The organism is Nocardia rhamnosiphila NBRC 108938 (assembly GCF_000720425.1).
Classification (GTDB): Bacteria; Actinomycetota; Actinomycetes; order Mycobacteriales; family Mycobacteriaceae; genus Nocardia; species Nocardia rhamnosiphila.
On sequence record NZ_JOAJ01000001.1, the window covers coordinates 152,755 to 178,757 of the forward strand.

The following is a 26,003-nucleotide window of genomic DNA, read 5'->3' on the forward strand; positions in this document are numbered from 1 at the left end:
GCCGCGCCCGGACGGGTTTTCCCGGAGGACGTGCGACCGCCGAGACGGCGACGCGGCGCGCGACCACCGCGGGAGACGGTCGGTACGGCGACGACGACCTACGACGAACGACGGAGTGCCGCCCCGCCCCCGATCAGTTGCGGGTGAGCGCGCGGTCGGTGAGCGCGCCGATGATCGGGGCGAGCGTTTCGGCGTACCCGACGGTGAGGTGATTGTCGTCGCGGAAGACCAGGTTGTCCCCGATGACAAGCGGGCAAGCGGAGGGGGTGCAGAACAGCGAGGTCAGGTCGGCGTACCGGCCGCCACCGCCGGTGGTTGCCGCCTGCTCGGCCGCGATACCGGCATCGTTGAGCGCATCCGGTCGTGCCGGGGCGCAGGCCGCGGCATCGTCGAGATGTTCGGACAGACATATCGGGACATCGGTGTGCGGGTCGGGGATCGACCCCAGCACGAGCACGGCCGCACCGGTTGCTCGCAGCCGGGCGACCATGCGATGCAGACCGTCGATCCAGGCCGGGTCGTAGGACACGAAGCCGAAGTCGGCACCATATCGCCGGGACATGCTCACCACGATCAACCGCGGTCGCTCGGCCTGCAGCCGGTCCACGATCTCGCCGCGCCACTGCTCGCATTCGGTGTACTCCCGGCCCAGGTAAGGGCTGGTGATGGGCAGGTCCAGGAGCGGACAGGTGACCTTGGCCATGGTCTCCAGCCGCCAGTGCCGCGCCGCGGTGATCCGCTCGAACGCCGGCTGCCACATCGCGGCATGGGAATCGCCGACCAGGGCCACCGTGGTGGCCGAGTCCGGATCGCCGGAGGCGCACTCGGCCTGACCCACTTCTCGCCAGGACCGTACACAGCCGTTCACGAACACGTCCGCTTTGCTCCCGGCCGCGTCGGCGAGCGAGGGGGTGAGATTCGAAGGGACGGGGCCGATTGCGGCAGATGCGGCAATAGCGGCCTGCGCTTGGCCGACCTGCTGCCGGACTGCTGTCTCCGCGGGGTCCGTAGTCGGTGTGACCGGTGTGGTGGGTGCAGTGAGGGCAAGGGCCGGGGCCGCCGTACCGCGGCCGGCCGGGACCGGCACGAGTACGAGCAGTGCGAGCGTCACGCCGCCGGCGACAGCCGTGATCGCACCGCCACAGGCGAGGCTGCGCGCGGCCGAACTCCGTAAGGGAACGGCGAAACGGGCCGGATTCTCGACCAGCCACAGCGTGAGCATGGCGAGTCCACCCGCGATCGTGACCGCGCCCAGCGAACCACCGAGTCCGAGCGGATGACCGACCACCCAGGGCGCAAGCAGTAACACCGGCCAGTGCCACAGGTACCACGAGTAGGACCCGCGGCCGATCGCCCGCATCGGGCCGAGTGCCAGCCCGCGTCCGACCCCGAACCGTGGAGTGGCACAGCCGGAGATGATCACCAGCACGGTCCCCGCGACGGGCAGCAGCGCGGCGGTTCCGGGGTACCGGGTGTGCTCGTCGAACCATGTGCAAGCGGCGGTGATCAGCAGTAACCCGGCCCAGCCGGCGACAGCGGCCGGAATTTTCGGTAGTCGGGACCACATCGCCGCCGACAGCGCGATCACGCCCCCGGCGGCCAATTCCCAGGCCCGGGTGGGCAGCGAGAAGAACGCCCACGACGGGAGCGTGCCGGTCCAGCTCAGTGAGGTTGCGAAAGAGAACGCGGCGACGATCACGAGAACGATCAGATACGGCCGCGGTGCCGCCGCCCCGGTTCGGTGCCGTCGCGCGAACCAAGCCGTCGCGGCGATCAGCACCGGCCAGAGCAGATAGAACTGCTCTTCCACACCGAGTGACCAGAAGTGTTGAAACGGTGACGGAAGCACATCGCCGGCAAGATAGTCGGCACCGCGCAGCGCGAACCGGTAGTTCCCGGCGTACAGCGCGCTGGCGATCCCGTCGCCGAGTACCCGGCGGGCCTGCAGGGGTGGCAGCAGCACGGCGGCTGCCACCGCGGTGGTGACGAGGACAACACCTGCCGCGGGTAGCAGTCGCCGGGCCCGCGCGCCGTAGAACCGGGCCAGTCCGATAGTGCCGGTGGCCGCCGTTTCGCGATAAAGAATTCCGGTGACGAGAAAGCCGGAAACGACGAAAAAGATGTCCACGCCGACGAATCCGCCACCGACCCCGGGAATGCCCGCGTGAAAAAGGACGACGGCCACCACGGCAACTGCTCTCAGTCCTTCGATATCGGGCCGAAAGTAACTTCGCGGCACCGCATTATCGCCGCGGTCCGCACGCCGATCACCCAATTCGCTGCCGACCGCTACGGTCATGGGCAGCATTGTTATCGGGTTTGTTGTCGTTGTCACGACAACGCACCGCGTGCGGATATTCCTGTTCGAGTTCTCCCGGCAGTGCTCGACGCCATCCACGCACAAATCGACGGAATCGGGGGTGTCCGATCAACGGTGGAGCCGATTCCACTGTCGGTCGGTTATCGGTCCGAGTGATCCGGCCTTCGCCCGACACCGCACCTGCGGACTGTGGATCGCGAGTGTGTTCCCGGTCCGATCCGCTGACCGGATGGTCGGTGGGAGAGGTGCCGTGCCGATGACATTCGATGTCGTGGCAAGGAGGAAAGCCGAGGCTTCGGCCGCGCAGCCGGCGATGGCGGAGCTGGTACGGATGGCCGAGGGAACGGGCTTGGCCGGCACCGGCCCGACCGCTCTCGCCTACCGCCGCGAGGGTTGGCGACCGCCCGTCGCGACCGACTACCTGCCGCGCACGCCGATCCCGGATGCCGAACCGGTTCTCGCGCGGCCTCGGCCTCCGCTACCGGCCCTTTCGCCTGGACAGGCCGTCGCGGCCGATCGCCGGGAACCCCGGGAGTAGTCGGGCATTACCGGATCGAAAATCTGTAGAAATCGACGATTTGTGGTTGAGTGAACCGCGGAAAATTCCAGATTCCGGCGCGTAGAATTCAAGCGGGTCGGGACACTATCTGGAGCCCATCATGACGAGAAAGAATTCACACACGAAGTTCGCCCGGCTGGCGGCCGCCGCCGGTATAGCCGCAGTTGCCGCGATTCCGGTCGTCGCAGCCGCGCAGCAAGCGCCTACCGCGCAGGCATCCACGCCCACGTCTGCAACCCAACTCGTCGACAGCCCTGGCTGGGGTAATGGCGGCGGTTGGGGTCGCGGCGATGGTTGGGGTTGGGGTAATGGCGGTTGGGGTCGTGGCGGTGGCTGGGGTTGGGGTAATGGCTGGGGTTGGGGTAACGGCTGGGGTTGGGGCGGCGGCGGCTGGGGTTGGGGCGGCGGCGGCTGGAACAATTGGTGGCCCGGCGGGGGCGGCTGGGGCAGTTTCTAGCGCTGGTGACCGTGCCCGGACATGCGCATCGTGCCGGGCTCGGTCGCATCGAAAGCCGATTATGTGAAGTGAGGTGCGACCAGCCGGACTGGAGCTGGTAACGAGATGAAGATCGTATGCGTCGGTGGCGGGCCGGGCGGGTTGTACTTTGCTATTTCCATGAAGCGGCGCGACCCGGCCCATGCCATCACGGTGCTCGACCGCGATCCCCCCGGGGCCACCTATGGCTGGGGCGTCGTGTACTGGGACGACCTGCTCGACATCCTGTACCGGAACGACCCCGAGAGCGCCCGGGCGGTGCGTGCCGGGTCGGTCGTATGGCGTGACCAGGCAATACATGTGGGCGACGACCGGATTGCGCATTTCGGGGGCTACGGGTTCAGCATGGGGCGCGCGGCATTGCTCGACGTACTTTCCCGGCGGGCGAGCGATCTGGGCGTCGATGTCCGGCACGGGCGAGAAGTCAACGATCTGTCCGGTTTCGGCGACACCGATCTCATCGTCGCCTCCGACGGCGCGAACAGCCGGGTACGGCAGCTGGGTGAGCATTGTTTCGGCACGTCCGTCACGCTCGGCGAGAATCGATATATCTGGCTCGGTACGGACGAGGTATTCACCCGATTCACCTTCGCCTTCGAACGCACCGCGGCCGGTTGGGTCTGGTTCCATGCCTACCCGTCGGTGGCCGGGAAAGTCAGCACGTGCATCGTCGAGTGCCAACCGCATACGTGGCATGGCCTGGGATTCGATTCCCTGGACAATCCGGAGAACCTGCGTGTTCTGGAGAACATCTTCACGCGCGTCCTCGGCGGTCACTCGTTGATCAGCAAGACACGAGGCGAGTTCGCGAAATGGAGCCGCTTTCCCGAGATAACCAACAGGACCTGGTATCACGACAACGTCGTGTTGCTCGGCGATGCAGCGCACACGACGCACTTCACCATCGGTTCGGGTACCCGGTTGGCAACCGTCGACGCCGTCGCGCTCGCACAGAACCTGTACGAGCATGCCGAGGTCGCCGACGCGCTGGAGAACTATGATGCGCAGCGACGCGCCGCACTACGCCCGATCCAGGCCGCCGCCCGTGCCAGCATGAACTGGTTCGAACACGCCGACCGGTATCTCGACCGTGACGCCGTACAGTTCGCTTATGCGATGGCGGCTCGGCACGGGCCGCAAGTGCCGTGGCGATATCAGCTACACCTGCTCACACAGGTATCCGCTGTGCGCAAGGTCCGGCGTACCGTCGACTCCGGACAACGGTGGTGGCGGGCTGCCCGACGGGGAGAACTCGCAATGGCACCGCCCTCGCCGCGACCCCCACCCGAACCGAACCCGACCGATCACTCGGCGCCGGGACCTACGGACGGATGACTCGAGGTGCGGCGGGCGAGTTCGGAGGCGACGTCGAGGATCATGTCTTCCTGGCCGCCGATGACGCCGCGTCGGCCCAGCTCCAGCAGGATGTCGCGGGTGGGGACGCCGAACTTCTTCGCCGCCCTTTTGGTCGGATGGAAGAAGGTCGAGTAGACGCCGGCGTAGCCGAGAACCAATGCGGTCTCGTCGACGATCTGCGGTTCGCTCATCAGCGGTGCCACAACGTGTTCGGCGGTATCGATCAAGGGGTACAGGTCGACACCCGTATCCCACCCGGCGCGTTCGAAAGCCGCTGCGAGGACCTCGGTTTGTGCGTTTCCGGCGCTCGCACCGAGACCACGCAGGGAACCGTCGATGAACGTGGCACCGTTCTCGGCGGCGGCGAGGGCATTGGCGATCCCGACACCGAGGTTGTTGTGCGCGTGGAAGCCGATGTCCGCGGAGATCGCCTGTCGTAGGGCGGCGACGCGGGCCCCCGCGTGCCGGGGGACCATCGCGCCCGCCGAGTCCACGACGTAGACGACGTCCGCGCCGTAGGAGTCGAGTGCTGCTGCCTGCTCTGCGAGTGGTTCGGGCTCGAGTTTGTGGCTCATCATCAAGAAGGTCATCACGGTCAGGCCGCGGTCCTTGGCCCAGTGGATCGGCTGCTCTGCGCAGTCGGCCTCGGTACAGTGCACCGCGACGCGGACCGTCCCGATGCCGGCCTCCGCGGCTGTCTGTAGTTCGGCGAGCGTGGCGATCCCGGGGACGTACAGGGCTGCGATGGTGGCGTTGTCGACCGCGTCGACGGCGGCGCGGATGTATTCGGGATCGGTCGCGGCCGCGAAACCGTACTGGACGGACGAGGCGCCCAATCCGATACCGTGCGCGACCTCGATGGTGGCTATACCGGCCCTGTCGAGGCCGCGTGCGATGTCGGCGACATTGCGGGGGGTGAATTGATGCGATACCGACGACATGCCGTCCCGCAGAGTGGTGTCGACGATCGTGACCTTCTTCTGTGCAGGGGTATTCACTGTGCTGCTCCGTGGGTGAGGTTCTGCTGTGCCACGCCCTCGGCGACCCGAGCGGCGGCGGCGGTGATGATGTCCAGGTTCCCGGCGTAGGTCGGGAGGAAATCGCCGGCACCGACGACCTCGAGCATCACTGTCACCAGGTCACCCTCGACGTCGATGAGTCGCAGCGAGTATCCGGGGACGTAACGCCGCACCTCCGCCACCATGTCCACGACCGCTCGTTCGATGGCGTCGGCGTCGGGATACCGGACCTTGGCGTAGACCGTGTCGCGCATGTTCATCGGCGGTTCGGCCGGATTGATCACCGAGATCGCTTTGGCGCGGTCGGCGCCGGCGACCCGAACGAGCGCCTTGCCGGTCTTCTCGCTGAACTCGCTGAGGTTCTGGCGGGTGCCGGGGCCGGCGCTGTGTGAGGCGATGGCGGCGACGATCTCCCCGTAGGAGGCGTCGGCGACCTGGTTGATCGCGTACAGGATCGGGATGGTGGCCTGGCCCGCACAACTGATCATGTTCACGTTGGGCGACGACAGGTGCTCGTCGAGGTTCACCGACGGAACGACGTAGGGGCCCACGGAGGCGGGAGTCAGGTCGATGGCGGTGATACCGGCCTCGGCGTATCTGGGTGCCGCGGCGGCATGAACCGTCGCCGAGGTGGCTTCGAAGACGATGTCGGGCAGTCCGGGCCGGGACAGGAGCCAATCGATGCCGCCGGCGGAAGTCTCGATACCCTCCTGGCGGGCTCGTGCCAGTCCCTCGCTTCCCGGGTCGATCCCCACCACGGCCTGGAGTTCGATGTATTCGGATCGCTGCAGCTTGTACATCAGGTCGGTTCCGATGTTCCCGGAGCCGACGATGGCGGCGGTTTTGCGAATCATGGAGGTGCCTCCCACTGGAATCTGCTCGGCATCGGCCGAGATCTTGTTCGTCGCCGACACTGTTCGAAGCATCGGCGGGACGGTCCGCGCAGGTCGCCCCGTAACCGGTCACCCGAGAGGGAACCACCGGGAGTCCGGCGATCGGGCCGATGATCGGAATAGCCGGACAGCTTCCAAGCACGTAGCCGTCGCGATCGGTTTCGACGGACGCGAGCCGGAGCCGGCCTTGCCGACCCGGCGACCCGGGACCGATGATCGGGACGTTGCGGTCGCGGTGTCCGGACCCCCACAAGGAGGATCCACGGGACCGATCCGTGACCGGGAGGAGAGTGGTGCGGTGACCTTCACCGTCGATATAGGAGGAGCGCGCGTCCGGCAGCTCACCGAACTGGCGCGCTGGCCGTTCCCGGTCACGGGCCTGTTCCCGGCTGCCGACGAGCGCGCCGAGCGCGCCGCGGCCGCCTTACCGCCGCAATTCGTGGACCCCGCGACGGGGGATCTGATCCTTGCGATCCATACCTACGTGATCGATATCGGTGGTACGACGCTCGTGGTCGACACCGGTAACGGCAACCACAAGGAGCGGCCGAATCTGCTTCCACACCATATGTTCGACACCGACTGGGAAGAGCGGTTCGCCGCGACAGGGCATACGCCCGCCGATGTGGACCTGGTGGTGAGCACCCATCTGCATCCGGACCACTGCGGCTGGAACACCCGGCTCGTCGACGGGGCATGGGTGCCGACGTTCGAACGGGCCACCTATGTGTTCGGCGCTGTGGAACTGGCCGAACTGCAGGCGCTGGTGGCAAGCCCGCCGCCGGACCCCGTGGTAACGGATCTCGTGCGGACCTATCACGACAGCATCCGGCCGGTCCTGACGCGGGCCGCGTGGATCACGGTCGAAGACGGCCATATCCTCGCCGAGGAAGGCGGTACGAGTGTCGTCCTCCGGTCGGGGCCCGGCCACACCGCCGGTCATCAGATCGTCGAAATCCGTTCCCCCGACCGCAGCGCGGTCATCTCCGGGGACGTCGTCCACCACCCGATTCAGTTCTGTTGCGCTCATCTCGTCCAAGGGGGAGACGCAGACCCGCTCGCGGCCCGCCGCACCCGCGATGCCCTTCTCGAACGCTGCGCTCGGGAGGGCCTGCTGCTGATGCCCGCTCACTTCCCGATGGACGCGCCGGTGGTCGTCTCGCTCGACGACGCCGGCCGGCCTTCGGCACCTGCTCTGTTCGTCTGACCGATACCGGTGGTGCACTCATCCGCCGTACGCGATCGCGTACGGCGGATGAGTCGTGTCGGTCGTCCTTCTGGTCTGCACTGTGCCCGCAGAGCGCGGTATCGAACCGGGTCGGTACCCGCATCATGGGCCTGGCCTGCCGAAACTCCTGCCGGTGTCGGCGGGGCCCGTGACCTCCGCCGAGCCAAGTTCCGATGAACGGGACTTTACGATTGGGAATCCGGTAGTGCGGCGCGCATCGTTCCCGTGTCGCGCATCACAGTGGATGCGCTGAAGAACAAGAGGTGGAACATGCGCCAGAAAACTACTCCGGCCGAGGTCCGGGACCCGGTGGGCGCTCGGACGATCCGTAAGGTGATGCTGCGGTTCATGCCGATCATCGGATTGGCGTACATAGTCCTGTACCTGGACCGGCTCAACATCGGTGTCGCCGGCCTGACGATGAACGAGGAACTCGGAATCTCCGCGTCGATGTTCGGTTTCGCGGCGGGCATCTACTTCTGGAGCTACACGGTCTGCGAGCCACCGAGCAACTACATCCTCACCAAAGTGGGAGCGCGGCGGTGGATCGCCCGGATCATGATCACCTGGGGCATCGTCACGATCGCGACAGGCTTCGTGCAGGGGGCGACGACATTGGTCGTGTGCCGGTTCCTGCTCGGCATCGCGGAGGCGGGATTCTCGCCCGGCATGCTGTACTTCGTCTCCCGCTGGTTCCCGAACCAGGACCGCGGCCGTTCGATGTCGTGGATCGTCGGATTCATCTGCCTGTCGGGTCTCGGCACGCCGATCACCACGCACCTGCTGGAGATGGACGGATTCCTCGGCTTGTCCGGATGGCGGTGGGTTTTCATCCTCACCGGTGTGCCGGCGGTGATCATGGCGTTCGTCTGCTTCCGGGTGCTGCGCGACACCCCCGCCGAGGCGGAGTTCCTCACCGCCGAGGAGCGCGGCTGGCTTACGAACAAGCTCGACGAGGAGGCCGCGGAAACCGAGTCGGCCGCGGGCTCGCACAGCTTCTGGCAGGGCCTGGTGCATCCTCGGGTCCTGGTCCTCATCTCGGTGTTCATCTGCTTCACCTTCGGCCTGAACGGCTTCCAGATCTGGATGCCGCAGATCTACCGGCAGTTCGGTATGACCAACACCCAGATCGGGTGGGTCGCCGCCCTGCCCGCGCTCCTGGCGATCGGCCCGATGATCTGGTGGACCCGGCACAGTGATCGCCGCGGCGAACGGCCGGTGCACTTCGCGATCGCGGCCGGCGTCGCGGCCCTCGGGTTCGCGATCGCCGCGGTGTTCTTCCAGACCCCGCTCGTCGCGATCATCGGCTTCTGCGTGGCCGGTATCGGTCTCTACAGCTCGATGGGCATCTTCATGACGATGCCGTCCAGCTTCCTCACCGGGGTGGCCCTCGCCGCCGGATTCGGCGTGATCAACGGGATGGGCAACCTCGGCGGTTACTTCGGTCCGCAGGTCACCGGCTGGATCAAGGACACGACCGGCAGCTTCACGCCGGCGATCTGTGTCTACGCGCTGGTTCTGGCGCTTGCCGCGGCGATCGTCCTCGCGCTGAAGGTCGCGACGCGGGATTCGCGTTCCGCTGCGGACGATACCGACATGAGAGCCGGGATCGAACGGGGCTGACGTACGGCGAACCGGTCGCGGAACAAGTCCCGATGATCGGTACGAGTTCGTTCTTCTCGGCGATGTCGGCCGACATCATCGACACGATTTCACACCGACCCGGCGTCCGGCGGTGTTCGACATTCGAGGTGAGTATGAGCAGATACTTCGGCCCGCTGCGACAGCTGGGCTACGTGGTGAACGATATCGACAGTGCGATGAAGCACTGGGTAGAGGTGATCGGCGTGGGGCCGTTCTTCTACATCGACGATCAACCGCTGACGGGTTTCCGGTTCCGCGGACAGCTCGCGTCGCCGCGATTCAGCGTCGCCCTCGCGCAGAGCGGCGACACCCAGATCGAACTGATCCAGCAGCGCAATGACGAGCCGTCCGCATTCAAGGATTTCACCGACCGTGGCCTCGAAGGGCTGCAGCATGTGGCCTACTGGACCACCGACTTCGATCGCCTCCGAGCCGCCGCCCGCGAACGTGGGGCGACCGAATTGCAGAGCGGTGTCTCCGGAAGCGGTGCCCCCGACGAACGGTTCGTCTACTTCGAGGAGGGGCCCTTCCCCGGGACCGTCATCGAATTGTCCGAGGTGAGCGGTCGTAAAGGCGAACTCTTCCGCGCCGTCGCGGCCGCCGCTGTCGGCTGGGACGGCGGCGATCCGATCCGCGATATGCGAACGGTGCTCGGCTCATGACGGCGCAGGTGGCCGTCGTCACCGGCGGGGCATCCGGGATCGGGCGAGCTACATGCGACCGGTTCGTCGACCTCGGATGGAACGTGGTGGTGGCCGACCGGACACCGCTCCGGTCCCGGGATTCGCGGAACGGGGTGCTCGACGTGCAGACCGATGTCACCGATGAGGGTGACATCGTGCGACTCGTCGAGGCCACCGCCGACCGGTTCGGAAAGGTCGATGCCGTGGTGACCAGCGCCGGCATCGCCCGCAATGATCCTGTCCGGGACACCACGCCCGACGACTTCCGGCGCACGCTCGAGGTCAACCTGGTCGCCACGTTCACCGTTGTGCGCGCCTTCGTCGACCTGCTCGCCGCCGATGGTGGTGGTTCGGTGGTGACGATCTCCTCGGTCTCCGGACTGCGGGGCAGCCAGGATCGCGCGGCGTACTCGGCGTCGAAGGGCGGGGTGATCGCGCTGACCGGCCAACTCGCCTTCGAGCTCGCCGATGACGATATCCGGGTCAACTGTGTCGCCCCGGGGTCCACCCTCACCCCGCTGGCTCGCACCGGACAGGGCCAGGGCGCGAAAGAGGAGATTCTGAAGGCGATTCCATTGGGCCGCTATGCCGAACCGGAAGAGATCGCCGAGGTCATCACGTTCCTGGCCGGATCAAGAGCGGGATTCGTCACGGGTCAGACGTGGACGGTCGACGGCGGCCAGTCGATCGGTGCCGGCTGGCGAGTGCGGAAAGGGGGCCGCAATGACTAGTGGTTCGAAGCCGATCGTCATCGGCGTGCACGTCAACGAGAACACGATGCGCGACCCCAATCCGCATATCCCGTGGACACCCGACGAGATCGCCGCGACCGCGGCCGCGAGCCGGGCCGCGGGAGCGTCGCTGATGCACTTCCACGGACGGACCCCGGACGGCGGAATGGACCATTCGGCGCAGACCTACGCCGAGATCATCGAGAGGGTCCGTGCCGAGGCCGACCTGCTGCTCGCACCCGCGCCCGCCAACGTCCCGGGGTGGTCGGTGCCCCGGCGACTGTCCAATCTCGCGCCGAATCAAGGACGACCGGAGACCCGATCCGACTTCCTGATCGTCGAAATGGGCCTCGCGGCGATGGATCTGATCGATCCGGGGTCGGGCCGATTCGTCACCGACGACCGAGTGTTCCTCAACGACACCCGGACCCAGGCCGAACTGCTGGACCGGGCCGGCGAACTCGGGATGACGCCGTATCTGGCGTCGTTCAATGTCAGCTGGACCCGGGCCATCGTCGCGCACGCCAGATCCCGGCCGTTGCCGGGGCCGCTGGCGGTGGCGTTCATCCTCGGCGGCGACGCGTTCCCCGCGGCGCACCCGGCCACCGCGGCGGGCTTGCGGGCGCAGCTGGATCTGCTGCCGGAAGATCTCTCGATCGAGTGGATCGTCTCCGCCTACCGCGGCAATGTGCTCGAAGCCGCCGAAGAGGCCATCCGCCGCGGCGGGCACGTCGCCATCGGCGCCGGAGACCATCACTACGGCGAACTCGGCTACCCGTCCACTCCCGAACTCGTCGCCCGGGTGGCCGAGCTGGCGCGTCGGCACGGCCGGGAGCCCGCCACCCCCGACCAGGCACGTGAAATGCTGGGAGTACCCGCGTGAGGCCCGTCGATATCGCAGGCACCGAACCGCGACTCGTGTACCGGGCCGCCGGTGGGCGGGTCTGGGTCACCGACTCGATCGCCTTCGCCGGACCGCGCCACCGCGGCGACATCCTCGTCACCGGGTCGCACGGCGGTACCAGCGCCGGCGAGTACGCCGTCTCGTTCGGTGTCGCGGTCGTGGTGTGCAACGACGCGGGCATCGGCAAGAACCGGGCCGGCGTCGCGGGACTGGCCGCGGTGGCCGACCGGGCAATCGCGGGAATCGCGGTATCGCACGACAGCGCCCGGATCGGGGACGGTACCGACGGGTGGGAACACGGTGTCGTCAGCTACGTCAACGATGTCGCGCGCCGGGACGGTGTCCGCGTGGGGGCGTCACTGCGCGCACAGATCCTCGCCCTGATCGAAAGGAACAAGTCCTGATGTTCCGCAGCATCATCGGCGCGGAGAACGGCCGGCAGATCGTCGTCATGGACAGCATGTCCCAGGCGGAGACCGAGGACACCGGCCGCATCCTCGTCGCGGCGTCCAACGGCGGTCAGGAGTCGGGCCGGCTGGCCATCGAGATCGGTCCCGCGCTCGCGGTGTTCAACGATGCCGGTATCGGCAAGGACCACGCCGGTATCGCCGGTGTCGTCGCGATGGGGGAGGCCGGGGTCCCGGGCGTGACCGTCGGCCACGAATCCGCCGAGATCAGCAATGGGATGGACATGTGGCACCACGGCGTCCTCTCCTACGTCAACGGTCCGGCCCGGGCGGCCGGACTGCGAGTGGGGGACACCGTCCACAACGGAGTTCGCGCGTTCGCACAACGGCTCCCAGTGGGACGTGACGACATATCCGGGGGGCACCCATGACCAGTCGGCACTTCATCAACGAGCCCGAGAACATCACTCGTGAGGCACTCGAGGGCCTTCAGTTGCTGTACCCGGGGACACTCGTCTGCCACCGCGATCCGGCATATGTCATGCGAGCGGGGCGACCTCGGCCGAAGGTTGCCCTGGTGTCCGGCGGTGGCGCCGGCCACGAGCCGCTGCACGCCCGGTTCGTCGGCGCCGGCATGCTCGACGCGGCAGTGCCGGGGGCGGTGTTCTCCAGCCCCACCGCGCTGCAGGTGCGCGCTGCGGTCGAGGCTGTCGAGACCGGTCAGGGCACGCTGCTGATCGTGAAGAACTACACCGGCGACATGCTGAACTTCTCGATCGCGGCGGAGTTGCTCACCGGTTCCGTGACCACCGAGATCGTCGTCGTGGACGACGATCTCGCCACAGTCGGTGGCGCGGACGGTGGTCCGGGCCGCCGGGGTACCGCGGGCGTGGTCGCGGTGGAGAAGATCTGCGGCGCCGCGGCCGAACGGGGCCGGTCGCTGGCCGATGTCGCGGATCTGGGCCGCAGGGTGGTGGCAGCGTCGTCCACGCTCGGCGTCGCGCTGCGCGCGGGCACGCCGCCGGGTCATCTCCGGCCGTCGTTCGATCTGGCCGCGGACGAGATCGAGTTCGGTGTCGGCATCCACGGCGAGCGCGGCCGCGGCACCCGTCCGGCGGCGCCGGTAGGGGTACTCGTCGACGAACTCGTCGAGCAACTGATCGGCGGCGGGCGGGTGGATCCCGGTGACGAGGTGATCGCGATCGTCAACGGGCTCGGCGCCACCCACGAACTGGAACTCGCCATCGCCACCAGGGAACTCGTCCGGGCGCTGGACGAGCGGGGAATCGGGTACGCCCGCCTGCTCGCCGGCTCGTTGGTCACCTCGTTCGATATGCACGGACTGTCGATCACCCTCGTGCGCGCGACAGACGAGTTCGTCGACCTGTGGAACGACCCGGTCAGCACACCGGCACTCACATGGTGACCCGCACCGCTACGAGCATTTCGGAGGTATGGATGACCACGCTGCGGCTCGACTCGACGTGTGACTGGATCGCAAGGTTCGCCTCGGACGTCGAAACACAGGTCGACGCGCTGACCGACCTGGACCGGCTGATCGGAGACGGCGACTTCGGCCTCAATCTGCGTTCGGCCGTCCGTGCCACGCTGGCCGGAATCGAGGCCGACCCACCGGCCCGGCCCGGTGAGGTGTTCACCCGGCTCTCGGACGCTTTTCTCGGAACCGGGGGGACGAGCGGTCCGCTCCTCGGACTGTGGTTCGGCCGTATCGCCGATATCCGCGGTGACGCGGTCGGTGCCGCGCCCCTCGCCGCCGCGGTCGATACCGCCACTCGCGCGGTGCAACGGCTCGGTAAGGCGGAGGTGGGGCACAAGACGATGGTCGACGCGATGGCGCCGGCCGCGGCGGCGCTGCTCGCCGCCGCTACGACCTCGGACGATGTCACCGCGGCGCTGGTTTCCGCGCGTGACGCCGCCGTGGCGGGCGCCGAGTCGACCCGCGCGTTGCCGGCCCTGCGCGGCCGGGCGAGCTACGTCGGCGACCACGCCCGTGGTGTCGTGGATCCGGGTGCGCACGCGATCGCGATGTTCTTCGCGGCCGCGGTATGGACGGGAGCGAACGCATGACCACATTGCGGGACAAGGTGATCGTCACGGTGGCTCCGACCGGTGGTTTCCTCACCAAGGCCGACCACCCGTACGTACCCACTCAACCGGAGGAGATCGCCGCGGACGTCGCCCGGTGTCACTCGGCCGGGGCGTCGATGGCGGCACTGCACGCGCGCCGTCCCGACGACGAGGCGACCTGTGACGCGGCAATCTACCGGCGCATCAACGACCTCGTCCGGGAGCGTTGTGACATCGTGGTCAACAACTCCACCGGTGGTGGCGTCAACGGGGACATGGTGCGGAGCCGTGAAGACGGAACCCGGGTCGTGGACTGGTCCGCGCGTCTCGACGGGCTCGGTGGCGGCGCGGACACCTGCACTCTCGACGCGATCACCGCCTACGTCTCCTCGCCGTTCGGCGAGATCCTGATGGACACCCCGCCGAGCCGGGCCGCCGAACTCGCCGCCGCCATGCGGGCCCGTGGAATCAAACCCGAATGGGAGGCGTTCGGTCCCTCCCACCTGCTGCAGGAGATCAGTACGCTCACGGTCGGCGAACCGGGCCCGCACCTGGTGAATATGGTCCTCGGTCTCGACCGCACCTTCCAGAACGCACTCCCCTACACCCCGGCGATCCTGCAACAGATGGTCGATGTACTGCCCGCGGACTCGGTGTTCTCGGTGAGCGTCAGTGGCAGCGAGCAGATGCGGGGTCTCACCCACGCACTGTTGCTGGGTGGGCACGTCCGCGTCGGCATCGAGGACAACCCGTGCCTGGTGCCGGGGGAGCCCACCGAGAACGTGCGGTTCGTCGAGCACATCGTCGGCATCGTCGAACGGCTGGGTCTGACACCCGCGAGTCCGGACGAGGCCCGGCTGATCCTCGGACTGAAAGGACCCTCCGATGAACACTGAGCGCCTGTTGCGGTCCCAGGAGTGGTTCGCCGGCAACGATCTCAATGCCTTCATCCACCGGTCCTGGATGAAGAACCAAGGCATTCCGGACCGTATGTTCGACGGCCGTCCGGTGATCGGTATCTGCAACACCTGGTCGGAGCTGACCCCGTGTAACGCGCACTTCCGTGATCTGGCCGAGCAGGTACGACTCGGCGTGATCGAGGCGGGCGGTTTCCCGGTCGAGTTCCCGGTCACCTCGCTCGGTGAGACGATCATCCGGCCGACGACGATGCTCTACCGCAACCTGGTGAGCATGGATGTCGAGGAATCCATCCGGGCCAACCCGATCGACGGGGTCGTCCTGCTCTGCGGCTGCGACAAGACCACGCCGGCGCTGCTGATGGGCGCCGCGAGCTGCGACCTCCCGACAATCGTGGTGTCCGGGGGCCCGATGCTCAGCGGCAGACACGAGGGCCGCGTCATCGGCTCGGGCACCTCGGTATTCGCGATGAGTGAGGCGGTGCGCGCCGGAACGATGAGCGAATGTGCCTTCCGGGCCGCGGAATCGGCGACCTCCCGCTCGCCCGGTCACTGCAACACCATGGGCACCGCGTCGACGATGGCGTCGATCGCGGAAGCCCTCGGTCTCGCCCTGCCGGGCAATGCCGCGATCCCCGCGGTCGACTCCCGGCGGCGGGTCCACGCCCGCGACAGCGGAGTGCGGATCGTCGAGATGGTGGCGGAGGACCTCCGGATGTCCGCCGTGGTGACCCGTGAGTCGTTCGAGAACGCGATCCGCGTCAACGCCGCGATCGGCGGGTCCACCAATGCGGTGGTTCACCTGCTGGCACTCGCCGGCCGCCTGGAACTGCCATTGGAACTGGCGGACTTCGCCGAGCAGACGCGCAATATCCCGCTTCTGGTCAACCTCATGCCCTCGGGCAGCTATCTGATGGAGGACCTCTACTACGCCGGCGGCCTGCCCGCGGTGCTCGCCGAACTCGGGGACCTGTTGCACACCGACGCCCGCACCGTGACCGGCCGGACGCTCGGCGAGAACGTGGCATCCGCGCCCATCTGGAACGACGACGTCATCCGCCGACGTGCTACGCCGCTCCGGGAAGATGCCGGAATTACCGTGTTGACGGGCAATCTCGCCCCCAACGGGGCGGTCGTCAAGACTTCGGCCGTGTCCCGGCACCTGCTGCGGCACACGGGCCGGGCCGTGGTGTTCCACGGCATGGACGATTTCCGTGCCCGGGTGGATTCGCCGGATCTCGATATCGAACCCGACGATGTCATCGTGCTCACCGGAGTGGGGCCGATCGGCGCCCCCGGTATGCCGGAGGTGGGCAACCTTCCGTTGCCGCGCCGGCTGCTCGAACGTGGCGTCACCGATATGGTGCGGATCTCCGACGCCAGGATGAGCGGAACCGCTTACGGAACGGTCGTCCTGCATGTCGCGCCCGAAGCGGCCGTCGGGGGACCGCTGGCGCTGGTCCGCGACGGAGATCGCATCGAACTCGACATCCCGGGCTCGGTCCTGCGGCTGCACGTCGACGCCGCGGAACTGCGCCGCCGCGAAGCACTACACGCCCCCGCGACCGATGCCCCGGCGAGCGGCTACCGCCGGCTGTTCGTCGACCATGTTCTGCAGGCCGATCGCGGCGTCGACTTCGACTTCCTCGTCGGCAGACGCGGCACCGCCGTGCGAGGCGACAACCACTGACCACCGACAACCATCGAACAGGAGCACACACAGTGAACGAACGCGTCATCGTCGTCACCGGGGCCGGCTCCGGATTGGGCCGCGCCATGGCTCACGCGCTGCTCGAGGCCGGACATCATGTCGTGCTGACCGGACGCAGTCGTGCGCCGCTGGAGGAGACGGCGAGCGGATACGAACGAAGCACCGTGATCCCGGCCGATGTATCGTCCGTCGAATCGGTGCGGGACCTGTTCGCGCGAGTGGCCGGCGATTATGGCCGGGTCGACGTGCTGATCAACAACGCCGGAATTTTCGGGCCGGCCGGCAGTGCCGACGAGATCGACCCGGCCGACTGGGAGCGGACCGTCGCGGCCAATCTCACCGGGACCTTCCTGTGCGCTCGGGAGGCGATGCGGATGATGAAGGCGCAGACACCCCGGGGTGGGCGGATCGTCAACAACGGCTCGCTGTCGGCGCACACACCGCGGCCGGCCAGCGCCGCCTACACCGCCACCAAACACGGGGTGACGGGTCTGACGAAGTCGATCGCGCTCGACGGACGCGACTACGACATCTGCTGCACCCAGATCGACATCGGCAACGCGGCCACCGCCATGACCGAGGGGGTCGGGGTATCGGCGCGGCAGCCCGACGGGAGCCACCGCGCCGAGCCGACCTTCGATCCGAGGTATGTGGCGGACGCAGTCGTCCGGCTGGCCGAGCTGCCGCTCGACGTGACGGTGCCGTTCATGACGATCATGGCCAACCGGATGCCGTTCGCCGGCCGGGGCTGAACGGCGGTACGGCGTCAGTGACGCCGCAGCACCGGACGGACGACGGACTGGGCGCGTGACAGATCCCGGGAGATCGACACCGCGGTGGTACGGACCGCGGCGTCGATACGGGTGAGGTTGATCCGGCCGGCCACCCCCGACGACGAAACCGCGCCCAGGACCACGTCACCCGGACCGAAGATGGGCGCGGCGACCCCGACAATGCCCCGGATCGCTTCCTGGCGGTCGAAGGCCACACCACGACGGCGGACCTGCTCGAGTTCGCGCTCCAGTTCGCCGATATCGGTGATGGTGTTGTCGGTGCAGGCCTTCAGCGTCTCGGGTCGCGGCGTCGTCCCATCGGCGTACGCCAGGATCGCCTTCCCCGAGCAACTCGCGTGCGCGGGCCAGCGGCCGCCGATCTGCTGCGGCAGCCGCGGGCCGTCGTCGTCGCGGAACACGTCGAGGTACACGACGTCGAATCCGTCGAGCACACAGAGCCCGACGTTGTGTCTCGTCGCTTCCCGCAATGCCGACAGGTGCCGCCGAGCGGCCTCGCGCAGGCCGCGCTGGCGCGGCACCGACTCACCGATCTCGAACAGCAGCAGACCGAGCCGGTAGTCCTTGCCCTCGCGTTCGAGCAGTCCGACGCGTACGAGGTCGTCGAGCATCCGGTGCACCGTCGTCTTCGCCATTCCCGTGCGTCGCACCAGCGCCGCCGCGCTGAGGACGCCGGTGCTGTCCCGGAACGTCTTCAGTATCTCGGTGGTGCGGCCGATCGAGGATATCTCGCCATCGGCCCGATGAACGGGACTCATTCGAATATTCTGGCGAAGCCCGGGCCGTGCTGTCGAGTCGCGCGCGCCACCTGTCGATGCGTACCCGACCCGGAGGACACCGAGTCGGGCCCGGCGGCGATCGTGGGGTCGTCGCGTTCGGTCCACACCGACTCGGTGGAGTGTGCGACAGCCCTCGAAATCCGGTTTCCGGCGGCGATGACGGCGTGTGTGAATTCTTGTCGCGCCGTCCCGAATCGACTCGCCGGCACGGTGATACTGACCGCCGCGATCACCACACCCATCTCATCGCGGACCGGTGCGGCCACGCAGTGGACCTCGACGACTGCCTCGCCGGCGTCGAAGGCGCATCCGGCACGACGGACCGATGCGAGTTCTCTGGTCAGCGCAGCCGGGTCGATGATCGTCGACGGGGTCAGGCGCCGCAGCGGCCTGCCGGTGAGGCGGCGTGTGAGTTCCTTGTCCTCGCGCTGCGCGAGTAGCACCTTCCCGACCGCACTGCAGTGAGGTTCGAGACGGGCGCCGACTCTGGCGCCCGAAACGTTGATCATCTGGTTGCCGAGCACTTTGTCCAGATATAGGACCTTGTCACGCTCGAGCACAGCCAGATGTGCGGTCTCGCCGTACCTGTGTGCGAGTTCCTGCAGAGTCGGCTCGGCGCACGAGCGAACATCGACAGTTGCCCTCAGCGCTTCACTCAGCTCCACGACGCGCCAGCCGAGGCGGTAACGTCCGCGGGCCCGGCACTGGAGTAACCCCGTATCGACCAAGGCCGACAACAAGGCGTGCACGCTCGATCGCGGAGCATCGATCGCCGCCGCTATCTCGGCGGGACGCCATTCCGGGCGTGACGCGGTGAACAGGTCCAGGACCGGACCGATCTTCTGAACCGTCTGCAGTGGCGCCACTGTATTTTTCCTTCCCGGCCGCGACACCATCGCGCGGCCGCCCGGCTTCGGCCGAGTATGGAGGTCGGGATACGGAACGGTCCATGCTGTCGTACCGATGATCGGCACAACCACGCAGCGGTGAGCGGCGGTCCACCCTCGCGGTCTCTCAACGGCCCTTGCCGAGTCGCGGGCCCGCCTCACTATTCCGTTCGGCTGATTTGTCACCTGCGGGGAGCGGAAGGGACGATCGTCCGATGAGCCGTCCTGTTATCGCTGAGATTCCGATCGGTCCCGTGGATGTGCCCGAGGCGGTCGAGGCGCTCGCCGGTGCCGACACGATAACCCCGGTGTGGCGTAATGAGCTCGGGGGTCTGACGTTTCGTCTCGAAGGCGAGGTGGTCAGGTATGCGAAATGGGTTGCCGCGGGCACACCGGAGATCGACCTGCGCGGCGAGGCGGAGCGGCTGGACTGGGCGCAGCGGTGGGTGACCGTTCCCCGGGTCCTCGAGCTCGGGGCCGACGACGACGGCGCATGGTTGGTCACGGCGGAAGTCGCCGGACGTTCCGCGGTGGAGCCGCGGTGGGTCGCGGAACCGGCGACGGCGGCGGCCGCGATCGGCGTGGGGTTGCGCCGGCTGCACGACCGCCTACCCGTCGACCGCTGCCCGTTCGAGTGGAGTGTCGGGACCCGGCTCGTGCGCGCCGACGAGCGTATCGCCGAAGGGCAGGGACAGGCCGACCGGTCGCCCGAGTATCGGCATCTGACCGTCGCGGAAGCCCGGGCGCGGATCGGCGACCCGCCCGCGGTCGACCGGCTCGTAGTCTGTCACGGTGACGCGTGCGTTCCGAACATGTTGTTGCACGACGACGGCGGGTTCGCCGCGCATGTGGATCTGGGCTCGCTGGGGGTGGGCGACCGGTGGGCCGACCTCGCGGTCGCGGCATGGAGTACGGAGTGGAATTACGGCCCGGGATACGACGGGATCCTGTACGAGGCGTACGGGATCGCGCCGGACCCCGAGCGCATCGATTACTACCGCCTGCTGTGGGATATGGCCTGAAAACTCCCGCGCCGAAACCGGTGAAATCGCTACGGTCCGGTCCGGCCTTTCCTCACCCCCAGGTGAGGGGGTCGAGGTGAAGGTAGAAATCCAAGCGGTCATGGTCCAGGACGAGGCCGTAGCCGGCCGCGAACAGTCTGTCCGCGGCCAGCGCCTGCTCCTCGCTCTCCCAGGTCTCGCGCGCGTTGGCGAGCAGAAGCGCCAGATCGGCGTAACGATCGGCGGACCCGAGACGGCCCAGGTCGATGAATCCGGACACCTCCAGTGTTCCCGGGTCCACGACGATATTGGGCATACACAGGTCTCCGTGACAGACGACCGTGTCCACAGCCTCCTCGGCCCGCATCCGCGCGATCTCGGGTTCGAGGCGGGCCAGCAGTTCATCGGGCGGCGTGTGCTGCTGCTCGACGGGAAGGAACTCCGGGTTCACGGCATTGCGGCCGACGACATCACGCGCCACGGTGACCATCGTGTCCAGGCGGCGGTCGAACGGGCACCGCCGCGCCGGTAGTTCGTGCAGCCCGCGCACCGCGTCGGTGATGTGTTCCCAGGCCGCGCGGAGGTCCGCAGCCGATAGGCAATCCGCGGAAACGCCGGGAACGGCGCTGGTCACCAGCAGTGCCCCCGCGTCGCCGGAGTGCCAGTCGAGCACCCGTGGGCCCGGCACGGCCTGGTCGGCCAGCCACGCCACCCGGTCGTGCTCTGCCTTCAGTGCGGCGGCCTCCGCCGCCGACACGCATTTGGCGTATCGGGTGGCGTCCGCGTCGCGAAAGACGGTGGCGCCCGACTCGCCGGTGGTGACAGGTGACCAGTCGTCGATGCGGTATCCCGCGCCGGCCAGAATCGTTCGCGGGTCGTGGCCAACGCTCATTCCGGCCACTTTAACCACCCACATCCGCCGACGAACGCCTGCCGTCAGGAGGCGTCACCGGGGCTGCTCTCACGGCTACGCTGCATTTGCCGACGGCGATAACAACTTGACCTACAGACGATTTCGCGCCGAGCTACGAATCGGAGACGAACTGCGGATCGGCCCGGTGCGTGTCACCGTCCGACTACCTTGTGCGGCAACGTCTTCGATCCGGTCGGCATACTGTTGGTTCCCAATGCTCCAGGGCCCACTACATCACTGGAGAGGCCTTGATTGTGTCAGGGCAGTTGCGTGTTGTGCTCGCATCGACGCGGGCCGAAGGACTCGAGCTCCTCGCCGATGCCTGTCACTCGGCCGGTCACATCCCGGTCGCCTGCGTCGCGGCATCCGAAGCCGCCGCGGCAGCCGAGATTGTACTGAATATCCATACCTCCATCCTTCCGCGCCATAGAGGCCCGATGCCGGTGCATTGGGCGCTGTTGATGGGCGGGCGAGAGATCGGGGTGACGATCCACTGGATGGATGACCGATTCGACTCGGGCCCCATCATGGCGCAGCGGACCGGTATCGATCTGGTGGACGAGATGGACGACCGAGCCGCCGACGCGCTGATCGAGGAGCTGGACCACATAACGCATGAGCTTGTCCCGACCGCAGTGAACAAGGCGGCTGCCGGTATTCCAGGAGTGCCGCAGGACGAAGAGTACGCGACCTACGAAGGACCGATCGATTCCGAACTGTCGACCATCGACTGGTCACGGAACGCCGGCGAAGTGCACAACCAGGTTCGTGCGAGACGGTTCGGGGTTTACGATCCTCCAGGTCCGGTTGCCGAAGTCAACGGTCGACAGATCTCCGTCCTACGCACAAGCTCGACGCCCGCTGACGGGCTGCGCGTGAACTGTGCAGATCAATCGCTCTGGATCACCGATCTGATCTACCTCACGCACGGTCGAGTCGTGCTGAAATGCCCCTGAACGCCGGATATCCTGCGAAGAGCGTAGCGAGAGCGATCCGTGTGAATACTGGTTAGTGTGTGGTGGTGTTGGAACAGGGCACCATCTTCGCCGGCTACCGGATCGAGCGATTGCTGGGCGCCGGCGGCATGGCAGCGGTGTACCTGGCCAGACATCCGCGACTGCCTCGCTGGGACGCGGTGAAAATCGCTGATGCCAGCTCGGTTTCGGATCCCAAGCTGACCGAGCGGTTCCACCGCGAGGCCGAGCTCGCCGCGCGTTTGACCCATCGCAATATCGTCGCAGTCTACGACCGCGGTATCGAGGGCGACCGGCTGTGGATCGCGATGCAATACATCGAAGGCACCGATGCAGCCCGCCTGATCCACCGAGACGGCGGGCGATTGTCTGGGCCGCGGTCAGTGCATATCGTACGGGAAGCCGCGCGGGGCCTGGATCACGCACACGCCAAAGGGTTGCTACACCGCGATGTCAAACCGGCCAACCTGCTGATCGCCGACACCGTGGACGACGACGGCGACGAATACGTTCTGGTCACCGATTTCGGAATCGCGCGCACGTTGGCGGACTCGGTAGCGCTGACCAGTACCGGCACTGTGATGGGTACGCCCGCCTACATCGCACCCGAACAGATCGAGGGCACAGACATCGATGCCCGCACCGATGTGTACGCACTCGGCGCCAGCCTGTACACCATGCTCACCGGCGCTCCACCGTTTCTCGGCGCGACACCACTGGCAGCCATCCATGCCCACCTCACCCAACCCCCGCCCCGCCCCTCGGCCATCGATCCCGGACTCGCCCCGTTCGACGACATCATCACCACAGCAATGGCCAAGAACCGCAACGACCGCTACCCCACCTGCCGCGACCTCGCCGCCGCATCCCGGGCAGCCCACGACCACACGGTTCCATCGAGGCAATCCGCCAAGATCTGCTCCGCTGCAACCAATTCCGAGAGGGTGGCACCTACCGAAATCAACCACCCCGCCGCACCCGACAGCCGACCAGGACGAGCACCCTCCGCATGGCGATGGGGTATTGCCGCGCTTGCCGTCGCTGTCCTGGCGATCGGCCTCCTTGCGTGGACCGCGCATACCGCCGATGACCGCACCAGCGAGGCCTCGACAGCGCCATCGGAATCATCGACACCCGCGCCGCCTCCATGGGGCGCTCAACAGTTCATCGCCGACAAGTTCCCGGGTCTCGTCCCTGTCACACCGGATGGAGTCGGCTATCGGAGGTCGACGTGTGACCTCCCGTCTGCGTCGGGCTTCACCCTCCCCGCGATCAAGGATCGAAGCACCTACCGGATCTACTGCAACGATGACGGGTTGCACTTCATCATCGAATGCTCGCGCGACGGCTCGCCCGCGGCCCCGGTGGCGCGACTCGAGAACACCTGGCAGCGTTGGTCGGCTACCGGCACCCTGCGCGCCTCCGATCTCGAGACGCAACCTCCGGCGGCCACCTTGGACGTCACCTTCGACCGACCGGACCGATCCGGTTGCCAACTCAGTGTGAACGCCTCCGGCTGGACAGCCGACCAGCTTCTACGTGTTTGGTGGGCGTCCGCGCCTATCTGACCCGGCGATGAGGTGATTGTTCCCGTCCCGAACGGCTGATCGGTTGCGACGGATTTGTCGATTGCCCGCCGGATCGCTCCCATGACCACCCGGGTGGGATCTGCGCGGTAACCGTGCCGACGGAATCACCGGTACTGCCGATGATGCGCTGGCATCCCGCCGCCCGCTACAGCACCGAGCCCGACCGCCGGCGGTAAAGGCAAGCGTCCAAAGACAGCATCGACACCGTCCGAGCGACGACGCCACCTCACGCCTGCTCCCCCACTCCCGCCGCCTCGACGACGGGGAAGTGCTCGCCCAGTTGCTGAGCTTCTACACAGCCGGCGGCGAAGCGCAACCGAATCCGATCACCCGCCCACCGGCCCCCGACCTCGGCGCCCCACTCGGCGGCGGGTTCGGCGTCGCCGAGTGAGGTGCCCCGCTTCGGCGTCACCGGGGCCGGGTATATCGTGGCGCGATTTCGGAGCCCCACGGGTCACCTGTCGTCGCGGTGCGGGTTGCCTTCGTTGTCCGGAGCGTCACGGGTGCTCGGACCCTGCCCCTTCAACCACCGGAACCCGACCACCACGGCGACCAGTATCGCGATCGCGAGGATGACGAGTAGTTCCATACCTTCGCGCCTACCCGCGTCCGGCGACTTCAACCACCGCGTCGTCCCGGGGTGGTGCGCTCATGTCACGACGCGGACCGTTTTCAGCTCGGGGTCCGTCGCATCCGGGATGTTCAGTCCGATCTCGTGACCGGTGCGCAGATAGTCCAGCACGCCCTGGTCGAGGCGTTCCCCGGGCACCACCACGGATATACCGGGTGGATAGGGCGTGAGCTGTTCGGCCGCGACCCGGCCCGCCGCCTCCGCCACGGGCACCATCTCGGTGGCGCCGAAGAACGCGTCGCGGGGCAGTATCGCGGTGTCCAGCTGCAGTTCGTGCGGTGAGGGTAGGTAGAGGTCGTGCGGGGAATTCGCGTCGGTCAGCTGGGCCCGCCACTCGCCGATCGCCTCGATGAGCATGTCGGCCGTTTCGTCGTCGTCGGCGTAGGACATGGTCGCGAGGGTCCGCCGGTGATCGCTCATCCCCATATCGATCAATCGTTCCCGGCGCAGCCACTCCTCGGCGTCGTAGCCGGTGGCGCCGGTCCCGGAGACATCCAGCAGCACCTGGAGCCGGTCCAGGTCGTGTGAGGCCTCCGCGCCGAGCAGCTCGTTCTCCATGACCTGGATGCCGGGGATACTGTTCAGCTCGTTCCGGGTGCGGTGCGCGGTGCGCAGCGCGGCATCGAGCAGATCGTGGCCGCGCTCGACCATCTGGCGGCGCCATCCATCCAGTGCCGAGTAGATCAGCACATTCGGGCTCGTGGTCATGAGCAGGTCGACGCAGTGGCGCAGGCGGACCGGGTCGACCAGGTCGCCCTGCACGTGGAAGACCGAGCTCTGTTCGAACCCGCCGCCCATCTTGTGCACGCTCACCACACAGATATCGGCGCCCACGTCCATCGCCCAGGTCGGCAGGTCCGGGTGGAACGGCAGATGCGCGCCCCAGGCTTCGTCCACGATGAGCGGTTTGCCGCGCTCATGGCACACCCGGGCGATCCCCGCGATATCGGCGCAGGTCCCGTACGGGCTGGGACTGACGATGAGCGCCCCCGCCGCCTCGGGGTATTTCTCCCACGCCGCACGGACCTGTTCCGGTGAGGGCGGATGGGACAGGTGGCGTTCGGCATCCCAGCGTGGGGTGATCCAGCGCGGCAGCACACCCGAGAAGATCAGCCCGGCCACGATCGATTTGTGGCTGTCGCGGGCCACCAGCAAACCGTTCTCGTTACCGCCCGCGACGGCCATCATGGCCGCCTTCACCGACAGCGAGCTGCCGCATGTGGCGAAGAAGGTGTGATCCGCGCCCACGGCGTCGGCCATCAATTCCTCGGCCCGGGACAGATAGCCGCCGCGGGACAGGCGGTCGTCGATGCCGGGCGCGGCCAGCACATCGGCGCGGAACGCGTCCGCGCCGATGATCGCTGCCACCCGTTCGTCCACCCCGCGGCTCTGGCGATGGCCGGGCGGTGTGAAGCCGTAGCGGCCCAGCCGCTGATATTCGCCGAGCGCGTCGAGCAACGGCGCACGTGAGTGGTCCAGGCG

General features: G+C 67.4%; 26 protein-coding genes. 17 read left to right on the top strand and 9 right to left on the bottom strand.

The features are described 5' to 3' along the window. Positions 1–133: 133 nt before the first annotated feature. On the bottom strand, positions 134–2,299 hold the full coding sequence (locus IG75_RS0100770; RefSeq protein ID WP_081876703.1) for an acyltransferase family protein: 2,166 nt from the start codon (positions 2,297–2,299) through the stop codon (positions 134–136). A 277-nt stretch (positions 2,300–2,576) separates the two neighbouring features. Here IG75_RS0100770 and IG75_RS38830 point away from each other — a divergent pair, with 277 nt between their 5' ends. Both IG75_RS38830 and IG75_RS0100780 read left to right on the top strand, forming a co-directional pair. Beyond that, a complete protein-coding gene (locus tag IG75_RS38830) occupies positions 2,577–2,858 on the top strand; it encodes a hypothetical protein (RefSeq protein ID WP_156058541.1) in 282 nt (93 codons plus the stop codon). 637 nt (positions 2,859–3,495) lie between these two features. Further along, the gene (locus tag IG75_RS0100780; protein ID WP_210436748.1) at positions 3,496–4,710 is read left to right on the top strand and encodes an FAD-dependent monooxygenase; all 1,215 of its coding nucleotides are present in this window, start codon (positions 3,496–3,498) and stop codon (positions 4,708–4,710) included. Here IG75_RS0100780 and dmpG read toward each other — a convergent pair. Further along, entirely contained in the window at positions 4,680–5,729 is a 1,050-nt protein-coding gene (dmpG, locus tag IG75_RS0100785; protein ID WP_030519170.1) for a 4-hydroxy-2-oxovalerate aldolase, read from the bottom strand. The two genes, IG75_RS0100780 and dmpG, sit on opposite strands and share 31 nt — an antisense overlap. Continuing rightward, positions 5,726–6,604, bottom strand: coding sequence for an acetaldehyde dehydrogenase (acetylating) (locus IG75_RS0100790; protein WP_030519171.1), 879 nt, complete (start codon positions 6,602–6,604; stop codon positions 5,726–5,728). The genes dmpG and IG75_RS0100790 overlap by 4 nt, the downstream gene beginning before the upstream one ends. Positions 6,605–6,941: 337 nt before the next feature. On the opposite strand from IG75_RS0100790, the gene IG75_RS0100795 reads away from it, so the two are divergent. The 12 genes from IG75_RS0100795 to IG75_RS0100850 all read left to right on the top strand — a co-directional run bounded on the left by IG75_RS0100795 (position 6,942) and on the right by IG75_RS0100850 (position 17,708). Beyond that, positions 6,942–7,850, top strand: coding sequence for an MBL fold metallo-hydrolase (locus tag IG75_RS0100795; protein ID WP_030519172.1), 909 nt, complete (start codon positions 6,942–6,944; stop codon positions 7,848–7,850). A gap of 291 nt (positions 7,851–8,141) precedes the next feature. After that, complete coding sequence (locus tag IG75_RS0100800; protein WP_036512383.1) at positions 8,142–9,494, top strand: MFS transporter; 1,353 nt, start codon at positions 8,142–8,144, stop codon at positions 9,492–9,494. Positions 9,495–9,628: 134 nt separating this feature from the next. Continuing rightward, positions 9,629–10,177: a VOC family protein gene (locus IG75_RS0100805; protein WP_030519174.1), complete on the top strand. Its 549-nt coding sequence runs from the start codon at positions 9,629–9,631 to the stop codon at positions 10,175–10,177. Beyond that, complete coding sequence (locus tag IG75_RS0100810; RefSeq protein ID WP_030519175.1) at positions 10,174–10,929, top strand: SDR family NAD(P)-dependent oxidoreductase; 756 nt, start codon at positions 10,174–10,176, stop codon at positions 10,927–10,929. The genes IG75_RS0100805 and IG75_RS0100810 overlap by 4 nt, the downstream gene beginning before the upstream one ends. After that, on the top strand, positions 10,922–11,812 hold the full coding sequence (locus IG75_RS0100815; RefSeq protein WP_030519176.1) for a 3-keto-5-aminohexanoate cleavage protein: 891 nt from the start codon (positions 10,922–10,924) through the stop codon (positions 11,810–11,812). The genes IG75_RS0100810 and IG75_RS0100815 overlap by 8 nt, the downstream gene beginning before the upstream one ends. Beyond that, positions 11,809–12,237: a hypothetical protein gene (locus IG75_RS0100820; RefSeq protein WP_156058543.1), complete on the top strand. Its 429-nt coding sequence runs from the start codon at positions 11,809–11,811 to the stop codon at positions 12,235–12,237. Before IG75_RS0100815 ends, IG75_RS0100820 begins: the two co-directional genes overlap by 4 nt. Then, positions 12,237–12,671, top strand: coding sequence for a hypothetical protein (locus IG75_RS0100825; RefSeq protein WP_030519178.1), 435 nt, complete (start codon positions 12,237–12,239; stop codon positions 12,669–12,671). Before IG75_RS0100820 ends, IG75_RS0100825 begins: the two co-directional genes overlap by 1 nt. Then, the gene (locus IG75_RS40025) at positions 12,668–13,666 is read left to right on the top strand and encodes a dihydroxyacetone kinase subunit DhaK (protein WP_030519179.1); all 999 of its coding nucleotides are present in this window, start codon (positions 12,668–12,670) and stop codon (positions 13,664–13,666) included. The genes IG75_RS0100825 and IG75_RS40025 overlap by 4 nt, the downstream gene beginning before the upstream one ends. Before the next feature lie 32 nt (positions 13,667–13,698). Further along, entirely contained in the window at positions 13,699–14,328 is a 630-nt protein-coding gene (locus IG75_RS40030; RefSeq protein ID WP_030519180.1) for a DAK2 domain-containing protein, read from the top strand. Next, a complete protein-coding gene (locus IG75_RS0100840; RefSeq protein ID WP_030519181.1) occupies positions 14,325–15,224 on the top strand; it encodes a beta-keto acid cleavage family enzyme in 900 nt (299 codons plus the stop codon). Before IG75_RS40030 ends, IG75_RS0100840 begins: the two co-directional genes overlap by 4 nt. Continuing rightward, a complete protein-coding gene (locus IG75_RS0100845; protein ID WP_030519182.1) occupies positions 15,214–16,935 on the top strand; it encodes an IlvD/Edd family dehydratase in 1,722 nt (573 codons plus the stop codon). Before IG75_RS0100840 ends, IG75_RS0100845 begins: the two co-directional genes overlap by 11 nt. 32 nt (positions 16,936–16,967) lie before the next feature. Then, positions 16,968–17,708, top strand: a complete 741-nt coding sequence (locus tag IG75_RS0100850; protein WP_030519183.1) for an SDR family oxidoreductase — start codon at positions 16,968–16,970, stop codon at positions 17,706–17,708. Between the two features lie 14 nt (positions 17,709–17,722). Here the strand turns inward: IG75_RS0100850 and IG75_RS0100855 are convergent, their stop codons facing one another. After that, positions 17,723–18,505, bottom strand: a complete 783-nt coding sequence (locus IG75_RS0100855; protein WP_030519184.1) for an IclR family transcriptional regulator — start codon at positions 18,503–18,505, stop codon at positions 17,723–17,725. Continuing rightward, complete coding sequence (locus IG75_RS0100860) at positions 18,502–19,392, bottom strand: IclR family transcriptional regulator (protein WP_081876556.1); 891 nt, start codon at positions 19,390–19,392, stop codon at positions 18,502–18,504. The genes IG75_RS0100855 and IG75_RS0100860 overlap by 4 nt, the downstream gene beginning before the upstream one ends. A gap of 236 nt (positions 19,393–19,628) precedes the next feature. Between IG75_RS0100860 and IG75_RS0100865 the strand changes: the two genes are divergently transcribed. Beyond that, a complete protein-coding gene (locus IG75_RS0100865; RefSeq protein WP_030519186.1) occupies positions 19,629–20,435 on the top strand; it encodes an aminoglycoside 3'-phosphotransferase in 807 nt (268 codons plus the stop codon). A 52-nt stretch (positions 20,436–20,487) separates the two neighbouring features. Here IG75_RS0100865 and IG75_RS0100870 read toward each other — a convergent pair whose 3' ends face one another. After that, on the bottom strand, positions 20,488–21,306 hold the full coding sequence (locus IG75_RS0100870; RefSeq protein WP_051714056.1) for an APH(3'') family aminoglycoside O-phosphotransferase: 819 nt from the start codon (positions 21,304–21,306) through the stop codon (positions 20,488–20,490). Between the two features lie 275 nt (positions 21,307–21,581). Between IG75_RS0100870 and IG75_RS0100875 the strand changes: the two genes are divergently transcribed. After that, a complete protein-coding gene (locus IG75_RS0100875) occupies positions 21,582–22,283 on the top strand; it encodes a methionyl-tRNA formyltransferase (protein WP_210436749.1) in 702 nt (233 codons plus the stop codon). Between the two features lie 65 nt (positions 22,284–22,348). Then, positions 22,349–23,869, top strand: coding sequence for a serine/threonine-protein kinase (locus IG75_RS35895; protein WP_156511109.1), 1,521 nt, complete (start codon positions 22,349–22,351; stop codon positions 23,867–23,869). Between the two features lie 247 nt (positions 23,870–24,116). On the opposite strand, the gene IG75_RS38835 is transcribed toward IG75_RS35895, so the two are convergent. From IG75_RS38835 to IG75_RS0100895, 3 genes are read right to left on the bottom strand one after another with little or no spacing between them, the layout of a single operon-like run. After that, positions 24,117–24,302: a hypothetical protein gene (locus IG75_RS38835; RefSeq protein ID WP_063045257.1), complete on the bottom strand. Its 186-nt coding sequence runs from the start codon at positions 24,300–24,302 to the stop codon at positions 24,117–24,119. 42 nt (positions 24,303–24,344) lie between these two features. Further along, the gene (locus IG75_RS40565; RefSeq protein WP_281181592.1) at positions 24,345–24,479 is read right to left on the bottom strand and encodes a hypothetical protein; all 135 of its coding nucleotides are present in this window, start codon (positions 24,477–24,479) and stop codon (positions 24,345–24,347) included. 60 nt (positions 24,480–24,539) lie between these two features. Then, positions 24,540–26,000, bottom strand: coding sequence for an aminotransferase class I/II-fold pyridoxal phosphate-dependent enzyme (locus IG75_RS0100895; RefSeq protein ID WP_030519190.1), 1,461 nt, complete (start codon positions 25,998–26,000; stop codon positions 24,540–24,542). Positions 26,001–26,003: the final 3 nt, after the last annotated feature.

Bases quoted from the DNA above. Each gene is read 5' to 3' on its own strand.
- IG75_RS0100770 (WP_081876703.1), bottom strand. From the start codon at position 2,299: ATGACCGTAGCGGTCGGCAGCGAATTGGGTGATCGGCGTGCGGACCGC.
- IG75_RS38830 (WP_156058541.1), top strand. From the start codon at position 2,577: ATGACATTCGATGTCGTGGCAAGGAGGAAAGCCGAGGCTTCGGCCGCG.
- IG75_RS0100780 (WP_210436748.1), top strand. From the start codon at position 3,496: ATGAAGCGGCGCGACCCGGCCCATGCCATCACGGTGCTCGACCGCGAT.
- IG75_RS0100790 (WP_030519171.1), bottom strand. From the start codon at position 6,604: ATGATTCGCAAAACCGCCGCCATCGTCGGCTCCGGGAACATCGGAACC.
- IG75_RS0100800 (WP_036512383.1), top strand. From the start codon at position 8,142: ATGCGCCAGAAAACTACTCCGGCCGAGGTCCGGGACCCGGTGGGCGCT.
- IG75_RS0100805 (WP_030519174.1), top strand. From the start codon at position 9,629: ATGAGCAGATACTTCGGCCCGCTGCGACAGCTGGGCTACGTGGTGAAC.
- IG75_RS0100810 (WP_030519175.1), top strand. From the start codon at position 10,174: ATGACGGCGCAGGTGGCCGTCGTCACCGGCGGGGCATCCGGGATCGGG.
- IG75_RS0100815 (WP_030519176.1), top strand. From the start codon at position 10,922: ATGACTAGTGGTTCGAAGCCGATCGTCATCGGCGTGCACGTCAACGAG.
- IG75_RS0100825 (WP_030519178.1), top strand. From the start codon at position 12,237: ATGTTCCGCAGCATCATCGGCGCGGAGAACGGCCGGCAGATCGTCGTC.
- IG75_RS40025 (WP_030519179.1), top strand. From the start codon at position 12,668: ATGACCAGTCGGCACTTCATCAACGAGCCCGAGAACATCACTCGTGAG.
- IG75_RS40030 (WP_030519180.1), top strand. From the start codon at position 13,699: ATGACCACGCTGCGGCTCGACTCGACGTGTGACTGGATCGCAAGGTTC.
- IG75_RS0100840 (WP_030519181.1), top strand. From the start codon at position 14,325: ATGACCACATTGCGGGACAAGGTGATCGTCACGGTGGCTCCGACCGGT.
- IG75_RS0100845 (WP_030519182.1), top strand. From the start codon at position 15,214: ATGAACACTGAGCGCCTGTTGCGGTCCCAGGAGTGGTTCGCCGGCAAC.
- IG75_RS0100855 (WP_030519184.1), bottom strand. From the start codon at position 18,505: ATGAGTCCCGTTCATCGGGCCGATGGCGAGATATCCTCGATCGGCCGC.
- IG75_RS0100865 (WP_030519186.1), top strand. From the start codon at position 19,629: ATGAGCCGTCCTGTTATCGCTGAGATTCCGATCGGTCCCGTGGATGTG.
- IG75_RS0100870 (WP_051714056.1), bottom strand. From the start codon at position 21,306: ATGAGCGTTGGCCACGACCCGCGAACGATTCTGGCCGGCGCGGGATAC.
- IG75_RS40565 (WP_281181592.1), bottom strand. From the start codon at position 24,479: ATGGAACTACTCGTCATCCTCGCGATCGCGATACTGGTCGCCGTGGTG.